The sequence below is a fragment of the Intestinimonas massiliensis (ex Afouda et al. 2020) genome, assembly GCF_001244995.1.
Lineage (GTDB): Bacteria > Bacillota > Clostridia > Oscillospirales > Oscillospiraceae > Intestinimonas > Intestinimonas massiliensis.
Genome location: NZ_LN869529.1, coordinates 157,121 through 173,259, shown reverse-complemented (window position 1 = coordinate 173,259; position 16,139 = coordinate 157,121). Strand labels below are relative to the sequence as shown.

Genomic DNA, 16,139 nt, shown 5'->3' with positions numbered 1-16,139 from the left:
CTCCCGGAATAAATCCGGGAGCCGGTTTTCCTTTGGGGCCGCGCGGTCGCCTTTCCACACGGTCCGATGGGGGATCAAGCGTTTTCTTACAGATCCACGATCACGCCGGGATTGAGGATACCGTTGGGGTCGAAGGTCCGCTTGATGCCCTTCATGATCTCGATGACTTCGGGGCTGAACTGGAGATCCATGTACTTCTTGCGGGTCTTGCCGGTACCGTGCTCGGCGGTGACGGTCCCGCCGTACTTCAGGGCCGCTTCATAGATATCCTTGCGCATGTCGTCAGCCCAGGCGGGCACCTTGCCGTCCTCCAGCATGATGAAGTTATGGAAGTTGCCGTCGGCCACGTGGCCCACACGGGGGGAGGTGGTGTGGTGCTTCTCGGCAATGGCGTCGATGTCCCGCATCAGGTCTCCGATATGGGCCATGGGCACTGCGGTATCCAGAGAGTCCACAAAATAGGGCTTGAAAATCTCGTAGATGTTGGAGCGGACCTCCAGGATGTTGCGCTGGTCCTTGTCGTTCTCCGCGATGACGGAGTTCAGAGCCCCATGGGCCTCGCAGGTCTCAGCGATGGTGCCGGCGGTCTCATAGAGGGCGTCCTCCGTGGCCTCTTCCACCATGTAGATGAGATCCACCTTGCCCTCGTCGCTCATGGGCCAGGTCTTGCTGATTTTCTCGGCGGTCTCCACGGCGATCATGCGGTCCATGTACTCCACCGCCAGGGGAATGATGCCCTGGTGCTGAACGGCGGCCACGGACTCGATGGCGTCCTCGGTGTTCTTGAAGGAGCACACCAACGCGCCGGTGTAATCCAGGCGGGGGTAGAGCTTCAGGGTGACCTCCAGGACCACCGCCAGAGTGCCTTCGGAGCCGATGAGCAGATGCATGAGGTCATAGCCCATGTTGTTCTTTACCAGCTTGCCCCCCAACTGGACAACCTGGCCGGAGGGCAGTGCCACCTTCATGCCCTTGATATAGTTGCGCATGATGCCGTGCTTGACGGCCCGGACGCCGCCGGCGTTCTCGATGGCCATGCCGCCCATCTGGGCGCCCTCGTCGCCGGGATGGCAGGGGAAATACAAGGCGTGGACGTGCTCGTCCAGATACTCGTTCAGCTTGGCCAGGGTGACACCGGTCTGGCAGGTGACCATCATATTGGTCTCATCCACCTCCAGGATCTCCCGGAAGCGCTCCATGGACATGATGATGGAGGGCACCGTCGGAATGGCCGCGCCGCAGGCGCCGGTGCCGCCGCCCCGGGGGATGACGGGGGTCTTGGTCTCGTTGCACAGCTTCAGGATGGCGGAGACCTCCTCGTAGGTGCCGGGTCGGATCACCACACAGTCCTGGCAGGCCTCGGGCCGGACAAACTCCTCGGTCTCGTCATAGAGGTAGCCCTCAATATCCTCGTGGGCAAAAAATACGTAATCCTTGCCGGAGATGCCGATCAGGGCGTCAATGAGTTCCTGTTTCATGATAAATACCCCTTTCACAAATCACGCTGCGGACACTCTTACTCCGCATGCTCGGCCGCCGCCTCTTTGGCGAGGACCTTTTTCTTGTAAATCTGAGTAACAATAGCGTTGACGACGCCGATGGCCATGACCACGGCGGCATAAATGAAGATGTTGCGGTAGCCGTCGTTGCCAAAGTTGTCCAGCCAGTAGCCGTAGAGCACGAAGATGAACAGGTCGGGGCAGTAGCCGATGGCGCAGACCACGCCGGAGGTGGTGCCCGCATACTTTCTGGGGATCTTCAGCTCAGAGGGGATGGCGAACATAGAGCCGCGGGCCATATAGGTCAGGATACCGGCGGCCAGAGTGAGGACGATGAGGATGTTGGCGTTGGAACCGGCAGGCATGAGCATGAAGGCGATGACCATAATCACGGCCACGGCCAGAGAGACGCCCACCACCGTGGAGACCGACTTGATCTTGTCGCCCAGCCAGCCGCCCACGGGAGCGCCGATGAAACGGGTGCCATACTGGCGGAAGATGGACAGGCCGCCGGTAAAGACCACGGACACGCCCAGCACGTTGCTGAAGTAGGGGGTGTAATAGGACAGGGTGCAGTACATGGTGTAGGTAGCGAACACGGCGATGCCGGACAGCCAAGTGCGGGGATTGGTGACGATGCTGATCCAGTCCTTCACGCCCATCTTGGCGTTGATGGCGTTCTCCTCGCCGGTGGAAGTGCTCTTGCCGGGGTCGGGCACCAAGATGGCCAGGAAGATGACGGCGATGACGCCCAGCACGGCATAGCCGATGATGGCGGCCTTCAGTCCGGCCACGCCGAAGTACTTGTTGGAGAAGTAGGCAAACAGGCCCAGGGCGATGAAGTTGACGATGACGTTGGTGATGCCGCAGAAGGACTCGGTAAAGCCGAAGATGGTGCCCTGCTGCTCCTCGTTGCCCACCAGGCGGGTCAGCTTGGTGTGGGCGGGGAAGTAGAGGAACAGTCCGGCAATGGCGAAGCCGCCCCAGATCACCAGGGAGAAGCTGTAGTTCATGTTCAGCGCAAACAGCACGTTGAGCACACAGATGGCCAGCATGGAGATGATGTAAATTCTCTTGGTATTGAACTTGTCGCTGAGGGCGCCGCCGATGGGAGCCAGCAGGTTGCCGATGCCAAAAATGGTGATGAGGTAGCCCAGTTGCTGATTGGTACACTGGAGGGCCTCTACCAGGGAGTCATAAAAGACATACTGGATGAAGGGGGTCGCGTAGACGACGGTGTAGCCCAAACCGAGGAAAAAGATGATGAGGAGCTGCTTGATGGACAGGGTCGTTTTGCGTTTGGCTTGTTCACTCACGGGTATTCCTCCCTTTCTTTACTTTGCGTTGGTGATATTCCGGCCCGACGCCCCTCTCTCAGGTGCCGGGTCATAGAGCACAAACGTCTGCTCAGCTCCGCGCGGCCAGGCAGGCCAGAGCGATGGAGTTGAGTTTGATCTCCGGAGTGTCGGCCCGGGAGCCCAAAATCACCGGGTTGGTCGCGCCCAGGACGATACCCGCCCAGCGGCACTTGCACAGGTGAATCCAGGACTTGCCCATGATATTGCCCGCTTCCATGTTGGGGAAGATGACGATATCGGTCTCTCCGGTGATCTTGCTGTCGATCTTCTTGTGGGCGGCGGCGTGGGGATCGAACGCCACGTCGAAGGCGATGGGGCCTTCGATGACGCAGGGCAGTCCCAGCTCACCGCTCCTGGCGTATTCCACCAGTCCGGCGGCATCCACGGTGGACTGGATCTTGGGATCTACCATCTCGTTGGCGGTAAGGGCCGCCACCTTGGGGTTCTCCAGTCCGATGGCGCGGGTGGCGATCAGGATGTTTTTCAGAATATCCTTTTTCTGCTCAAAGGTGGGGGCCACGTTGATGCCGCTGTCGGAGCAGTAGACCAGCTTGTGGTAGCCCGGCGCCTCGTAAACCGCCATCATGGACAGCAGCCGTCCGGTGCGCAGGCCGTGTTCCTTATTGAGGATGCCCCGCATGTAGATGCTGGTGTTCACCAGCCCCTTCATTAACACCTGGGCTCCGCCGTCCTTCACGGCCCGGACCGCCACGTCCACGGCCTCATCCTCCCCCTGAGCGGGCAGGATGTCCAGGGGCCGAAGGCCAATGTCGGCGCAGATATCGCCCACGGCCTTTGCGTCGCCCACCAGCACCGGACGAACAAAGCCCAGGTCTGCGGCGGCTTTCACCGCCTGGAGCAGCTCCTTGTCCGCGGCGGCGGCCACGCTGACGGTAAAAGGCTCGATGGAGCGTACTTTTTCAATGACCTCGTCAAAATCTTTCAGCATTTTTCTGATTCCTCCGTGGAAGTGTGGTGAATGCCGCCCCTCTTCTCCCGCCAACCGGCCTGGCCGACCCGCAGGACGCCGTAGCCGAACAGGCACAAAACGATGGACAGCAGCGGATTGATGTAGTTCAGGAACGCAAATTTCCAGTATTCCGCCGTGCTCACGCCCAAAGTGGCGGCGATGAACACGCCGCTGGTGGACCAGGGAATGAACACCTGGGTCAGGGTGCCGCCCTCCTCCAAAAGCCGGGAGAGCATCTCCGGGCGCAGCTTCCGCTCCTGGAAAGCCTGGCGGTAAAGGCTCCCGTTGACCACGATGGAGAGGTAGACCTCGCCCATCGTGAGGGTACCCAGAGTCGTACTGAGGATGACCACCGGAACCATCAGGAAGTCGTACTTCACACGGCTGATGACCACGGCTACGATTTTTTTCAGATACCCAACGTGCTCCATGACGCCGCCGAAGGAGATGGCGATGCAGGAGAGGGAGAAGGTATACATCATGTTCTGGATACCGCCCCGCAGCAGGAGCTGATCCACCAGGTCCACGCCGGTGGGAGTGACATAGCCATAATTGAGGCCGGCCACCACCTGGCCCACCGGAAATCCCTGGACCGCTACCGCCAGGATAACCGCCAGCAGGCTGCCGATGGCCATACCGGGGATGGCAGGGAATTTCCGCATGTTCAGCACCAGCAGTACCACCATGGGCAGAAGAAGCAGCGGGGTAATGCGGAAATTGGCGCCGATGGTGTCAATAAACAGATCAATGGTAGCGTGGTCCACCTGGCCGCCCTGGTAGAAGAAGCCCAGTACGGTAAAGCAGCCAAAGGTAATGAGATAGGCGGGCAGCGTGGTCTTCCACATGGCCCCGATATGCTTGTAGAGGGTTGTGCCTGCTGAGGCGGGGGCCAGGTTGGTGGTATCGGAGATGGGAGACATCTTGTCCCCGAAGAAGGAGCCCGAGATGACCATGCCGGCCGTGACGGCGGGCGGGATGCCCATGCCGGCGCCAATGCCCATCATGGCCAGGCCCATGGTACCCATGGTCCCCCAGGAAGTACCGATGGACATGGACGTCAGGCTGCACAGCAGCAGGCCCACCGGCAGGAAGAACTTCGGTGTAATATAGTGGAGCCCGTAGTAGATCAGCGCGGGCACCGTACCGGAGAAAATCCAGGACGCGATGATGATGCCGATGAAAATGAAGATGATCATGGCCGACATCGCCTGTCCCAGGGGCTTCTTCATGCACTCCACCAGATCGTCAAACTGGTAGCCCAGCGTGGCGGATACCAGGCAGGCAAAGGCCAGCGCGACGAGCAGGATGATGTGGATGTCAAATCCCAGGACTACGACGCCTAGGAGGATGATCGCAATCGAGATGCCGAACACGGCAAAAGACATGCCAGTACTGGGCTCCCGCTTCTCGTTCACGGCTTCTGACAAAAAAGTCGCCTTCTTTCTCGGTGTTACCCTTCCTTACCCACACACATTTTTCCGAATGCGTGCGACGAATATGCCGGGGAAAGCGCCGTAGCTCGGTCACGCGTAAATTTGGGGCTCTTCCTCGCCCCGGAGGACCCGGAGGGCGCCCAGAGCCAAGGCCTCCATCTCGAACTCACCGGCCACCACTTCCATGGGGGCCAGGAAGGCCGTCATGCGGGAGACCTCGTCCACCACGTACTTGGCGTGGGCGATGCCGCCGGTAAGGACGATACGGTCCACCGGCCCGTCAAAGGCGGCGGCGTAGGAGCAGATCTCCTTGGCCACGGAGTAGACGAACGCCTCATAGACCAGCCGGGCCTTTTCGTCGCCGGCTTCCATCCGGCGCTCCACCTCCTGGGCGTCCTTGGTGCCCAGGTAATCGTACATGCCGCCCACGCTGCTCAGCTTGGCGACCATCTGTTCATGGGTGTACTTGCCGGAGTAGCAAAGCTCCACCAGCGGATAGGTGGGCAGTCCGCCGCTGCGCTCGGGGGAGAATGGACCGTTGGTCCGGCCGCCGCTGCCGTCCACCATCCGACCCTTTCTGTGGGCCACGATGGAGTTGCCCGACCCCAGATGGGCGATGATGAGGTTACAGTCCTCATATTTCTTGCCGATGCGCTCCGCCGCCCACCGGGCCACCGCCTTGTGGTTCAGGGCGTGGAACCAACTGGGCCGCTCCAGATCGGAGATGCCGGAGATGCGGGCCTTGGGCATCAGTTCATCCACCGATACCGGGTCCACCACAAAGGAAGAGGCGCCGATCTCGTCGCCGATCTCCTTGGCTAGCACCGCTCCCAGATTGGAGGGGTGTTCGCCATGGATCGCGCCGCGCAGGTCCTCCACCATCCGGCTGTTTACCGTATAGGTGCCGCCGGGGATGGGGTTCATCAGGCCGCCCCGCCCCGCCACCGCGGCAAAGGTACGGATCTCAAAGCCCGCCTTCTTCAGCGTCTCCAGGATGATGTCCTTCCGGTAGCCAAACTGATCAAATACATGGGGAAATCCCTTCAGATCCTCCCCGGTGTGGGTGATATTCTCCTTGAACAGTTCCTTTTCGTCTTCAAATACTGCAATCTTGGTGGAGGTCCCCCCCGGGTTGATGACCAAGATTTTCATGTGCGATACGCCTCGCTTTCTCGCTGCTTGGGGGTATATTGTTCTATTGTTCGGAACCTCGTTCTGCTATGTGTCCCGCGAATCGGGGAGGAACTGCAGATAATTCCTCCCCATCTTTTTGGTACGGTTGGAGCATAGCACACTCGCCGTCCAAATGTCAACTTCGCTTTTTGTACAAAATACCGACCGCTGTTCCGTACAATAATCCTTCTATTCCATGTGGCGGAACAAAAAGCGGGTGTCAAAGGTTTTTTCCGCCAAACTAGAAGTTATTGGAAATCTCCCGCGCAATCCGCCGCACGGCCTCCACCCGCTCGTCCAGGTCGCCGGCCAGCATGCGGCTGGTGGGGCCGGACAGGGAGATGGCCGCCAGAGCCACGCCGCTCCGATCCAGGATGGGCGCACCGATGCACGTCAGCCCCATCTCCAGCTCCTCCCGGTCCACAGCATATCCGTCGGAGCGGATTTTGGCCAGCTCAGCCCGCAGCGCGTCGGCAGAGGTAATGGTGTGGGCGGTATGGGCGGTCAGACTCACATTCTCATAGACGCTCAGGTCAATCTTTGACCCGAAGGCCAGCAGGCACTTGCCCACGGAGGAGCAGTGGCACTCGCTGCTGGAGCCCACGGGCGGGTTGACCGTGAGCACCTGGCTGGGGCTCTCCTCCTTCAGAATGATGACGCTGCGGTACACGTCGCCGGGGTTGCGCTCCAGGATGGAGACATTGACCACCTCATGATAGGCCTCGTAGAGCTTGCGGGCATAGGGCCGAATGATCTCCTGCAGCCCCATCTTGTTCTCCACCGCCTTGCCCAAAGTAAACAGACGGCTCCCCAGCCAGTACTTTTCGGTTTCCGGGTTCTTTTTGACAAAGCCCCGGGCCTCCAGGGTGGCCAGCGTGCGGAATACCGTGCTCTTATACACGCCCATGTCGTTGGCAATTTTCGTGATACTGGTCTCCTTGCCCTCGTAGTAGAGATAGATCAGGACCTCAAGTGCCCGGTCCACCGACTGGATCACATCCGATGCCATGATGGTTCCCCCTTTCCAAGCGTCCGGCTCCCCCACGCCCTCCGGCGTGGGGCGGCGCCAGCCGTCGTTCATAATTTTGGTTTCTTTCGTTAGAAACAGCGTTCTCTCTCGTTCATTTTACTCACTGGGAAAGACCCCTGTCAAGATGTTCCGCCAGATGAAACAAAAATTTTTTTCTTGGGGGGACTTGACATTCCGCTCGACCTGGGTGTATGCTTTTTTCATCGGAACAACGTTCTACTCAACAGAACATCATGGATCGGAGGGAACTGAATGAAGGTCGAAGTCAATCGGGAGCGGTGCAAGGAGTGCGGACTGTGCATCCACCACTGCCCCAAGGACGCCATCCGCAAGTCGGACCATCTCAACGCCAACGGCTATTATCCCGTACAGATCGACGATGAGAAATGCATCGCCTGCGGGATCTGCTATACCACCTGCCCCGACGGCGTATTTCATGTACTAGGTTAACGGAAAGGAGCGTGACGATTCATTATGGCAGAAATGATGAAAGGCAATGAGGCCATCGCGGAAGCCGCGGTACGCGCCGGCGCACGTTTCTACGCCGGTTATCCCATCACCCCCTCCAGCGAGATCATGGAGTATCTGTCCTGGCGCATGGAGGAAGTGGGCGGCGCCTTTGTCCAGGCGGAGAGCGAGCTGGCCGGCATCAATATGGTCATCGGCGCGGCCGCCTGCGGCGTGCGGGCGCTGACCGCCTCGTCCGGCCCGGGCATCTCTCTGAAGCAGGAGGGCATCTCCACCCTGTGCGACGAGGGCCTGTCCGCCGTGGTCATCACCCAGGTGCGCTACGGCAACGGCTTGGGCACCCTGTTTACCTCCCAGTGCGACTACAACCGCGAGACCCGCGGCGGCGGTCAGGGCGACTACCGCTGCATCGTGCTGTGCCCCTCCTCCATCCAGGAGTATGTGGACCTGATGCTGCCCGCCTATGAGCTTGCGGAGAAATACCGCATCGTGGTCGTGATGATGGGCGAGGGCACCCTGGGCCAGATGATGGAGCCGGTGACCCTGCCCGACTTCGTGGAGACCAAGCGCACACCCTGGGCTCTGAACGGCCACTATACTTACAAGAAGATCGGCATTTTCGAGCGCGACTCGATGAAAGAGGCCGTGGAGCTGCGGGAGAAGTACGCCGCCATCCAGGAGAATGAGCAGCGCTGGCAGGAGGAGTCCATTGAGGATGCCGACTACGTGTTCGTGGCCTATGGCGTGCCCGGCCGGGCCACCCTGGGCGCGGTGCGGGAGCTGCGCGCCGCCGGCGAGAAGGTGGGCCTCATTCGTCCCATCACCGCCTGGCCCTATCCCGAGAAGGCCTTCGCCCGCATCAATCCCAACGTGAAGGGCATCATCACCGTGGAGGAGAACGCCACGGGCCAGATGATCGACGACGCCGCCCTGGCCATTAAAAAGACCCACAAGGACCGGAACATCCCGGCCTACGCCCTGACCTACGTCTACAACACCCCTCCCATCCGCCGGATCAAGGAGGACTATTTCAAGGTCAAGAACGGCGAAGTAAAGGAGGTCTACTGATATGGCTGCTACCCGCGAAAAGAAGGTCCCCGCCCTGGTCGACAAGCCGATGGACTTCTGCCCCGGCTGCGGCCACGGCATCATCAGCCGCCTCATCATGGAGGCGCTGGAGGAGCTGGACCAGATGGATAACATCATCTTCCCCATCGGCGTGGGCTGCTCCTCCAACCTGGGAGCCGGCCTGGAGTGCGACCGTCTGCACTGCTGCCACGGCCGCGCCGGCGCCGTAGCCACCGGCATGAAGCGGGTCAACCCCGACGTGCTGGTGGTCTCCTATCAGGGCGACGGCGACGCCTACAACATCGGCATCGCCGAAACCTTCAACGCCGCCTACCGCGGTGAGAACATCACCGTCATCGTGGTCAACAACACCAACTTCGGCATGACGGGCGGCCAGATGAGTCTGACCACTATGGAAGGCCAGAAGACCGCCACCTCGGTCCACGGCCGCGACTGCGCGGTCACCGGCTACCCCATCCGGTTCCCCGAGATGGTGGCCCGGGAGTTTCCCAACGCGGCCTACGCCGCCCGGGGCACCGTCACCACCCCTGCCAACATCAACAAGCTCAAGGGCTACATCAAAAATGCCCTCCAGGCCCAGATGAACCACGAGGGCTACTCCATTGTGGAGGTCCTGTCCCCCTGCCCCATCAACTGGGGCCTCAGCCCGGTGAAGGCCATGGAGCGCATCGAGAAGGAGCTCATTCCCTATTATCCCATCGGCGAATTCAAGAAGAGAGGGGAGAACCAGTAAGATGAAGGAGATCGTATTTGCCGGTTCCGGCGGCCAAGGCGTACTGACCTCGGGCCTGATCATTTCCGACATCGCCGCCAGCGAGGGCATCAACGTCACCTGGGTCCCCTCCTACGGCTCCGCCATGCGGGGCGGCACGGCCAACTGCACCGTGAAATACTGCGCGGAAAATTACATTTACAACCCCTCTCAGGAGGCGCCCGATCTGCTGCTGGCCATGAACGAGCCGTCCCTGCTCAAGTTTCTGCCCATCGTGGCCCCCGGCGGCACCGTGCTGATCGGGGACACCGTGGAGCTGCCCGAGGGAGCCCGTCAGGACGTGACCTACGTCAAGGTCAACTGCACCGAGATCGCCACCGGCCTGGGCAACCCCAAGGGGGCCAACATCGTCATGACCGGCGCCATCGTCAAGCTGATGGGCGACTTCACCCACGACGCCGCCGTGACCGCTATGAACCACATGTTTGCCAAAAAGGGCAAGTCCAAGTTCAACGAGGCCAACGCCAAGGCCTTTGACGCAGGCTACAACGCCGTAGAGGCGGTGGCGGCCGCCTCCTGCGTGCGCTGAGCATCACACGCCATTTCCCAGCTCTTTTTCCCATCCTTCCCCCATTCGTTTCTCCCACTATGCCACACAAAAAGGGCGCTTGCGGCTGCAAGCGCCCTTTTTGTATTCGCTCTTTCCTTTTTCCCGGTTTTAGCGTATACTTCTCTCTGACAGTATCTCCGTTTGAGGTGAATCCATGGAAGAGATCATCGTGCGCCCCGCCGCGCCCGGGGACCTGGACGCCGTCTGGGCGCTGGTCCGGCGGGCGGTGCAAAAAATGCGGGAAGAGGGCAGCGAGCAGTGGGGGGAGGATTACCCCACCCGGGCCGACTACGAAGAGGACCTCCGGCGGGGCCGGCTGGCAGCGGCCGTCTCCGCTCAAGGGCAGGTGCTGGGCTGCGCCTGCATCACCGACGAGCCGGAGACCGCCTATGCCGGGGTGCCCTGGGCCGTGGAGGGCCCTGCCCTGGTCGTCCACCGGGTGGCGGTGGACCCGGCGCTCGAGCGCGGCGGCGTGGCCTCCGCCCTGCTGACATACGCCGAGGACTGGGCCCGGGCCCGGGGTATCCCGGTCTTTCACGCCGACACCTACTGTAAAAACCGCAAAATGCAGGCGCTCTTCCGCAAGCGGGGCTTTGTCCAGCGGGGTGAGATCCATCTCCCCGGCCGGAGCCTGCCCTTTCCCGCCTTCGAAAAACTGCTGTGACACCTGTCTTGACACTTTGGCCTTGCATTTTTTTCCTAAACCGCATATAATGTATTCAATTTTGACCGAGAGGTGACACTATGAAGCGGCTGCTTATCGTGGTGGACTACCAAAAGGACTTTGTGGACGGGGCGCTGGGCTTCCCCGGCGCGGAGGCGCTGGACGAGCCCATCGCGGAAAAGATCGCCGCCTACCGGGCGGCGGGGGACGACGTGGCCTTTACCCTGGACACCCACGGCCCCGGCTACGCCGGGACCCAGGAAGGGAAAAAGCTCCCGGTGCCCCACTGCATTAAGGGCGAGCCCGGCTGGAGGCTCTACGGCCGGACGGCCGGGCTCCTCCAAAGCGGCGACCCGGTGTTTGAAAAGCCGGCCTTTCCCTCCCTGGATCTGGGGGAGTGGCTGTCCGGCCGGGACTACGGCGCTGTGGAGCTGTGCGGGCTGGTGTCCTACATCTGCGTGCTGTCCAACGCCGTGGTGGTGAAGGCCGCCCTGCCGGAGGCGGAGGTCTCGGTGGACGCCCGCTGCACCGGAGGGCCCGATCCGGCGCTCCATAAAAAAGCCCTGGACCTGCTGGAAACCCTTCAGGTCACGGTCACGGGAAGAGAGAGGTAACCGACATGAATCACACCGAAAATTACACCATGCTCTGCGACTTCTACGAGCTCACCATGGGCAACGGCTATTTCCAGACCGGCCTGGACAAGCGCATCTGCTATTTTGACGTCTTTTTCCGGGACGTGCCCGATGGGGGCGGCTTTGCCATCGCCGCCGGTCTGGAGCAGGTCATCGACTACATCCAAAAGCTCCACTTCAGCGAGGACGACCTGGACTACCTGCGCAGCAAGGGCGGCTTTGACGAGGGGTTCCTGGACTATCTGCGCCACTTCCGGTTCACCGGCGACATCTGGGCGGTGCCTGAGGGCACGCCCATCTTCCCCGGCGAGCCCTTCATGACCGTCCGCGCCCCGGCCGTCCAGGCCCAGTTCATCGAGACCTATGTGCTGCTCATCCTGAACCATCAGTCCCTCATCGCCACCAAATCCAACCGCATCGTCCGGGCGGCCCAGGGCCGTCCCGTATCCGAGTTTGGCTCCCGCCGGGCGCAGGGGGCGGACGCCGCCGTGCTGGGGGCCCGCGCCTCCTACATCGCCGGCTGCGCCGGCACCGCCTGTACCCTGGCCGACCGGGTGTACGGCTCCCCCGCCGGCGGCACCATGGCCCACTCCTGGGTGCAGATGTTCCCCGACGAATACACCGCCTTCAAGACCTACTGCCAGCTCTACCCCCACTCCGCCACCCTGCTGGTGGACACCTACAACGTGCTCAAGTCCGGGGTGCCCAACGCCATTCGGGCGTTTCAGGAAGTGCTGCTGCCCCAGGGCATCACCAACTGCGCCATCCGGCTGGATTCCGGCGACCTGACCTATCTGTCCCGGAAGGCACGCAAGATGCTGGACGCCGCCGGGCTCCCCCAGTGCAAAATCGTGGCCTCCAACTCGCTGGACGAGTATATCATCCGGGACCTGCTGCTCCAGGGAGCCCAGATCGACTCCTTCGGCGTGGGTGAGCGGCTCATCACCTCCAAGTCCGAGCCGGTGTTCGGAGGGGTGTATAAGCTCTCCGCCATTGAGGATACGGACGGAGCCATCATCCCCAAGATCAAGATCAGCGAAAATCCCGCCAAGATCACCAATCCCCACTTCAAGAAGGTCTACCGCCTTTTTGAAAACGAGACGGGCAAAGCCTTTGCCGACCTGATCTGCGTTCACGACGAGGTCATCGACTGCACCAAGCCCCTGGAGCTCTTTGACCCGGAGGCCACCTGGAAACGCAAGACCTTCAGCGATTTCACCGCCCGTGAGCTGCTGGTGCCCATCTTCCGGCAGGGCAAGCTGGTTTACCAGCAGCCCACCATTGAGGAGATGCGCTCCTGGTGCGCCGGACAGGTGGACCTGCTGTGGGACGAGGTAAAGCGGTTCGAGAACCCCCACAACTATTACGTGGACCTGAGCCAGAAGCTCTGGGACATCAAGCAGAAGCTGCTGGAAAAGCGTGGCTGACGCAGCCCCAGGGAAAGGGGACCGGGCGCAGTGTGCACCCGGTCCCCTTTGGATTTCTGCCGCTTAAAAATTCAGGATCAGCTCCGCCATTTCCAGCAGCATGCTCCGCTGCTTGGCATTCATCCGTTCCAGCGTCCTGGACAGCTCGCCTTTGAGATAGTTTTCGCTTCCGGACGACACCCCCGTCACCAGTTCCTCCAGGCCACAGTCCAGGCAGTCCGCGATTTCGGCCAGAGTATCCAGATTCACCCGGGTCACGCCCCGTTCGATCTGACTGATGTAGCCCACAGACACATGAATCTGTTCCGCCAGCCATTCCTGCGTCCTGTGCAGGGCGCGCCGTCTGTCCTTGACCCGGTGTCCGATTGCGGCGTAGTCCACTTTCATTCCCATCACCCAAGTATTATTCTATCGGGGATACCCACCGTATTACAGATACCGTCAACTTGAATTAAATCAATTAGTATTGTTTTTCCTCCTCGCCCATGGTATACTGCCTTTGCTCAATGGAGACATGTTAACGCTGGATGGAGGGATCAAAGTCCATGGAGCTGCTGGACTATCTGGTGGAGCTGCTGGGCTGCGCCTACCTGTCTGACCTGCATTACCGCTCTTTCCCCGCGCAGCAGGCGCGGGCCGTCCTGGACATCCCGGACGGACGGTTTCCCCTGGAGCAGTATGCCGACGCCATATGCTACCTTCTGGGAGAGGCTCCGCTGCCCCCGGACCTCGCCTCCGCCAAGCAGGCGCTGGCGGCGGCGCTGGCCGCGGACCGAGCGGAAAGATAAGCAGGAAGGAGACCGGAAAACCGGCCTCCTTCTTTTATTTCTGGTTTTGTTCCAGCCACTTTTTGAGCTGCTCGGCCATGGCGGAAGTGCCCTTTTCCTCCTGCTGGCCGGCCAGATACCGCTGCACGTCCCGTTTGCCCGCCGCGCCGGTCTCCCGCCGCTTCTTGAAGTCGGAGAGCTTCTCCCGGTAGCCGCACACGCAGGCAAAGAACTGGCTCTCCCCCTCGCCCCGCAGCTCCATCTTCTTGTGGCAGTTGGGGCAGCGGGCGTTGGTGGTCTGGGTGACGCTCCGGCGGTAGCCGCATTCCCGGTCGGGGCAGACCAGCAGCTTGCCCCGCTTGCCCTGGACGGCCAGCAAAAACTTGCCGCAGTCCGGGCACTTCTCCCGGGTCACGTTGTCGTGCCGGTAGACGGCGTCGCTGGCCTTCACCTCGCTCACCAGCCGGGCGGCGTACCGCCGCATCTCCCCCACGAACCGCTGCTCCTGCTCCCGGCCCCGGGCGATATCCCCCAGCCGCGCCTCCCATTGGGCGGTCAGCGCCGCCGAGCGCAGGTCGGACGGGGCCAACTCCACCACCTGCCGCCCTTTGGAGGTGGGGACCAGCTCCTTGCCCCGCCGCTCCACGTAGAAGGCGGAGAAGAGCTTCTCGATGATATCCGCCCGGGTGGCGGGGGTACCCAGACCGCCGGTCTCCTCCAAGATTTTAGACTGCTCCCGGTCCTGTACCTGGACCTGGGGATGCTCCATGGCGGTGAGAAGGGTGGCCTCGGTATACCGTTTGGGGGGCGAGGTCCTGCCGGTATTGACCCGGGCGCTGAGAATCTGCACCCGGTCTCCCTGCCGGATGGCGGGCAGGCTCTGCTCCCGCTCGTCCTCGTCGGTCTCCTCGTCCTCCTCCAGCGTAAAGCGGCTGTACGCCTGCCGCCAGCCCGGCTCCTTCCTGATCTTGCCCCGGGCGGTGAAGGTCTGGCCGTCCACGGTAAGGGTGAGCTTGGTCTCCTCGTACTCGCAGGGGGGCAGCAGCACCGCCAGAAACCGCCGCACCACCAGATCATAGATGTTCCGCTCCGGCCCGGTAAGCCGGTACAGGTCGGGCTGCTCCTCGGTGGGAATGATGGCGTGGTGGTCGGTGACCTTGGCGTTGTTGACCAAAAACCGGGTCTGGAGGGGCCGCTTCATGAGGATGGCCCGGGCCAGGTCCCGGTACTCGTCCACCATGACGCTCTTGAGCCGCTCGGGCAGGGTGGCTGTCACGTCGTCGGAAATATACCGGGAGTCGGTGCGGGGATAGGTCAGCAGCTTGTGCCGCTCGTAGAGGGACTGCATCAGGGAGAGGGTCTCCTTGGCGGAGTAAGCGTATTTCTTGTTGGCATCCCGCTGGAGCTCGGTGAGGTCGTAGGCTGCGGGCGGCGGGGTCTGTCGGTAGGTGCGTCTGACCTCGGTGAGCACCCCGGTCTTGCCTCCAAGGGCGGCGGCCAGCCGCTCCGCCTGGGCCCGGTCGAAGGTACGGGCCTGGCCGTTTTTGTCCCGCCAGATTGCGGAAAAGCCCTGGCACTTGACCTGGAGGGTGTAAAACTCCTTAGGCACGAACCGGCGGATTTCCTCCTCCCGGTCCACAATGAGGGCCAGGGTCGGGGTCTGGACCCGTCCGGCGGAGAGCTGAGCCCCGTACTTGCAGGTGAGGGCCCGGGTGACGTTGAGGCCCACCAGCCAGTCGGCCTCGCTGCGGGCCCGGGCAGAGTGGTACAGGTCGTCGTATGCCTGAGCGGGGCGCAGGTTCTGGAAGCCCTCGCGGATGGCCTTGTCGGTCTGGGAGGAGATCCACAGCCGTTTGGCGGGCTTTTTCCAGCCCGCCTTCTCCATGATCCATCGGGCCACCAGCTCCCCCTCCCGGCCGGAGTCGGTGGCGATGACCAGCTCGGACACGTCTCCCCGGCGCATCAGGGCCTGGACCGCCCGAAACTGGCGGCTGGACTCCCTGATGACCACAGTTTTCATCTGCTCCGGCAGCATGGGCAGGGTCAGCAGGTCCCACTTGGTCCAGGTCTTGTCGTAGTCCTCCGGAGGCGCCAGCTCCACCAGGTGACCCAGGGCCCAGGTGACCACATACCGCTCCCCCTCCAGGCCGCCGTCCAGGGCGCGCCGGCAGCCCAGTACCCGGGCGATCTCCTTGCCCACCGAGGGTTTTTCCGCCAATACCAGCGTTTTTGCCATATCGATACTCCTTGCTATCTTTGGGTGGTTCCTCTATACGGAACGGGAAAGGACGAGTAAGCCACGAT

The 16,139-nt window shown here is 61.7% G+C and carries 16 protein-coding genes; 8 read left to right on the top strand and 8 right to left on the bottom strand.

The features are described 5' to 3' along the window. Positions 1 to 86: 86 nt before the first annotated feature. The 6 genes from BN2154_RS04980 to BN2154_RS04955 all read right to left on the bottom strand — a co-directional run bounded on the left by BN2154_RS04980 (position 87) and on the right by BN2154_RS04955 (position 7,514). On the bottom strand, positions 87 to 1,478 hold the full coding sequence (locus BN2154_RS04980) for an FAD-binding oxidoreductase (protein WP_050617775.1): 1,392 nt from the start codon (positions 1,476 to 1,478) through the stop codon (positions 87 to 89). A 38-nt stretch (positions 1,479 to 1,516) separates the two neighbouring features. Continuing rightward, on the bottom strand, positions 1,517 to 2,815 hold the full coding sequence (locus BN2154_RS04975) for an MFS transporter (protein ID WP_050617774.1): 1,299 nt from the start codon (positions 2,813 to 2,815) through the stop codon (positions 1,517 to 1,519). A 91-nt stretch (positions 2,816 to 2,906) separates the two neighbouring features. Further along, entirely contained in the window at positions 2,907 to 3,806 is a 900-nt protein-coding gene (locus BN2154_RS04970; protein WP_050617773.1) for a phosphate acyltransferase, read from the bottom strand. Next, positions 3,800 to 5,254: a Na+/H+ antiporter NhaC gene (gene nhaC / locus BN2154_RS04965; protein ID WP_094762368.1), complete on the bottom strand. Its 1,455-nt coding sequence runs from the start codon at positions 5,252 to 5,254 to the stop codon at positions 3,800 to 3,802. Before nhaC ends, BN2154_RS04970 begins: the two co-directional genes overlap by 7 nt. Before the next feature lie 96 nt (positions 5,255 to 5,350). Then, on the bottom strand, positions 5,351 to 6,412 hold the full coding sequence (buk, locus tag BN2154_RS04960; RefSeq protein ID WP_050617772.1) for a butyrate kinase: 1,062 nt from the start codon (positions 6,410 to 6,412) through the stop codon (positions 5,351 to 5,353). 262 nt (positions 6,413 to 6,674) lie between these two features. Then, positions 6,675 to 7,514 carry an IclR family transcriptional regulator gene (locus tag BN2154_RS04955; protein WP_242853698.1) on the bottom strand — a complete coding sequence of 280 codons (840 nt, stop codon included), beginning with the start codon at positions 7,512 to 7,514 and terminating at the stop codon, positions 6,675 to 6,677. 201 nt (positions 7,515 to 7,715) lie between these two features. On the opposite strand from BN2154_RS04955, the gene BN2154_RS04950 reads away from it, so the two are divergent. The 7 genes from BN2154_RS04950 (at position 7,716) to BN2154_RS04920 (ending at position 13,068) form a co-directional block, all read left to right on the top strand. Further along, on the top strand, positions 7,716 to 7,913 hold the full coding sequence (locus BN2154_RS04950) for a 4Fe-4S binding protein (protein ID WP_050617771.1): 198 nt from the start codon (positions 7,716 to 7,718) through the stop codon (positions 7,911 to 7,913). Positions 7,914 to 7,946: 33 nt separating this feature from the next. Then, positions 7,947 to 8,999 (top strand): 3-methyl-2-oxobutanoate dehydrogenase subunit beta, encoded by a 1,053-nt coding sequence (locus BN2154_RS04945; RefSeq protein ID WP_242853697.1) that lies wholly within the window; start codon positions 7,947 to 7,949, stop codon positions 8,997 to 8,999. A 1-nt stretch (position 9,000) separates the two neighbouring features. Further along, the gene (locus tag BN2154_RS04940) at positions 9,001 to 9,753 is read left to right on the top strand and encodes a thiamine pyrophosphate-dependent enzyme (protein ID WP_050617769.1); all 753 of its coding nucleotides are present in this window, start codon (positions 9,001 to 9,003) and stop codon (positions 9,751 to 9,753) included. Position 9,754: 1 nt separating this feature from the next. Continuing rightward, positions 9,755 to 10,321: a 2-oxoacid:acceptor oxidoreductase family protein gene (locus BN2154_RS04935; protein ID WP_050617768.1), complete on the top strand. Its 567-nt coding sequence runs from the start codon at positions 9,755 to 9,757 to the stop codon at positions 10,319 to 10,321. Between the two features lie 175 nt (positions 10,322 to 10,496). Continuing rightward, positions 10,497 to 11,006, top strand: a complete 510-nt coding sequence (locus BN2154_RS04930) for a GNAT family N-acetyltransferase (RefSeq protein ID WP_050617767.1) — start codon at positions 10,497 to 10,499, stop codon at positions 11,004 to 11,006. 80 nt (positions 11,007 to 11,086) lie between these two features. Further along, the gene (locus BN2154_RS04925; protein WP_050617766.1) at positions 11,087 to 11,620 is read left to right on the top strand and encodes a cysteine hydrolase family protein; all 534 of its coding nucleotides are present in this window, start codon (positions 11,087 to 11,089) and stop codon (positions 11,618 to 11,620) included. A gap of 5 nt (positions 11,621 to 11,625) precedes the next feature. Further along, positions 11,626 to 13,068 carry a nicotinate phosphoribosyltransferase gene (locus BN2154_RS04920; protein WP_050617765.1) on the top strand — a complete coding sequence of 481 codons (1,443 nt, stop codon included), beginning with the start codon at positions 11,626 to 11,628 and terminating at the stop codon, positions 13,066 to 13,068. A gap of 63 nt (positions 13,069 to 13,131) precedes the next feature. Here BN2154_RS04920 and BN2154_RS04915 read toward each other — a convergent pair whose 3' ends face one another. Beyond that, positions 13,132 to 13,461, bottom strand: coding sequence for a helix-turn-helix domain-containing protein (locus BN2154_RS04915; protein WP_238073571.1), 330 nt, complete (start codon positions 13,459 to 13,461; stop codon positions 13,132 to 13,134). A 134-nt stretch (positions 13,462 to 13,595) separates the two neighbouring features. Here BN2154_RS04915 and BN2154_RS04910 point away from each other — a divergent pair, with 134 nt between their 5' ends. After that, the gene (locus BN2154_RS04910) at positions 13,596 to 13,856 is read left to right on the top strand and encodes a hypothetical protein (RefSeq protein ID WP_154666644.1); all 261 of its coding nucleotides are present in this window, start codon (positions 13,596 to 13,598) and stop codon (positions 13,854 to 13,856) included. A 34-nt stretch (positions 13,857 to 13,890) separates the two neighbouring features. Here BN2154_RS04910 and BN2154_RS04905 read toward each other — a convergent pair whose 3' ends face one another. Continuing rightward, the gene (locus BN2154_RS04905) at positions 13,891 to 16,071 is read right to left on the bottom strand and encodes a DNA topoisomerase III (protein ID WP_050617762.1); all 2,181 of its coding nucleotides are present in this window, start codon (positions 16,069 to 16,071) and stop codon (positions 13,891 to 13,893) included. Between the last annotated feature and the right edge of the window lie 68 nt (positions 16,072 to 16,139).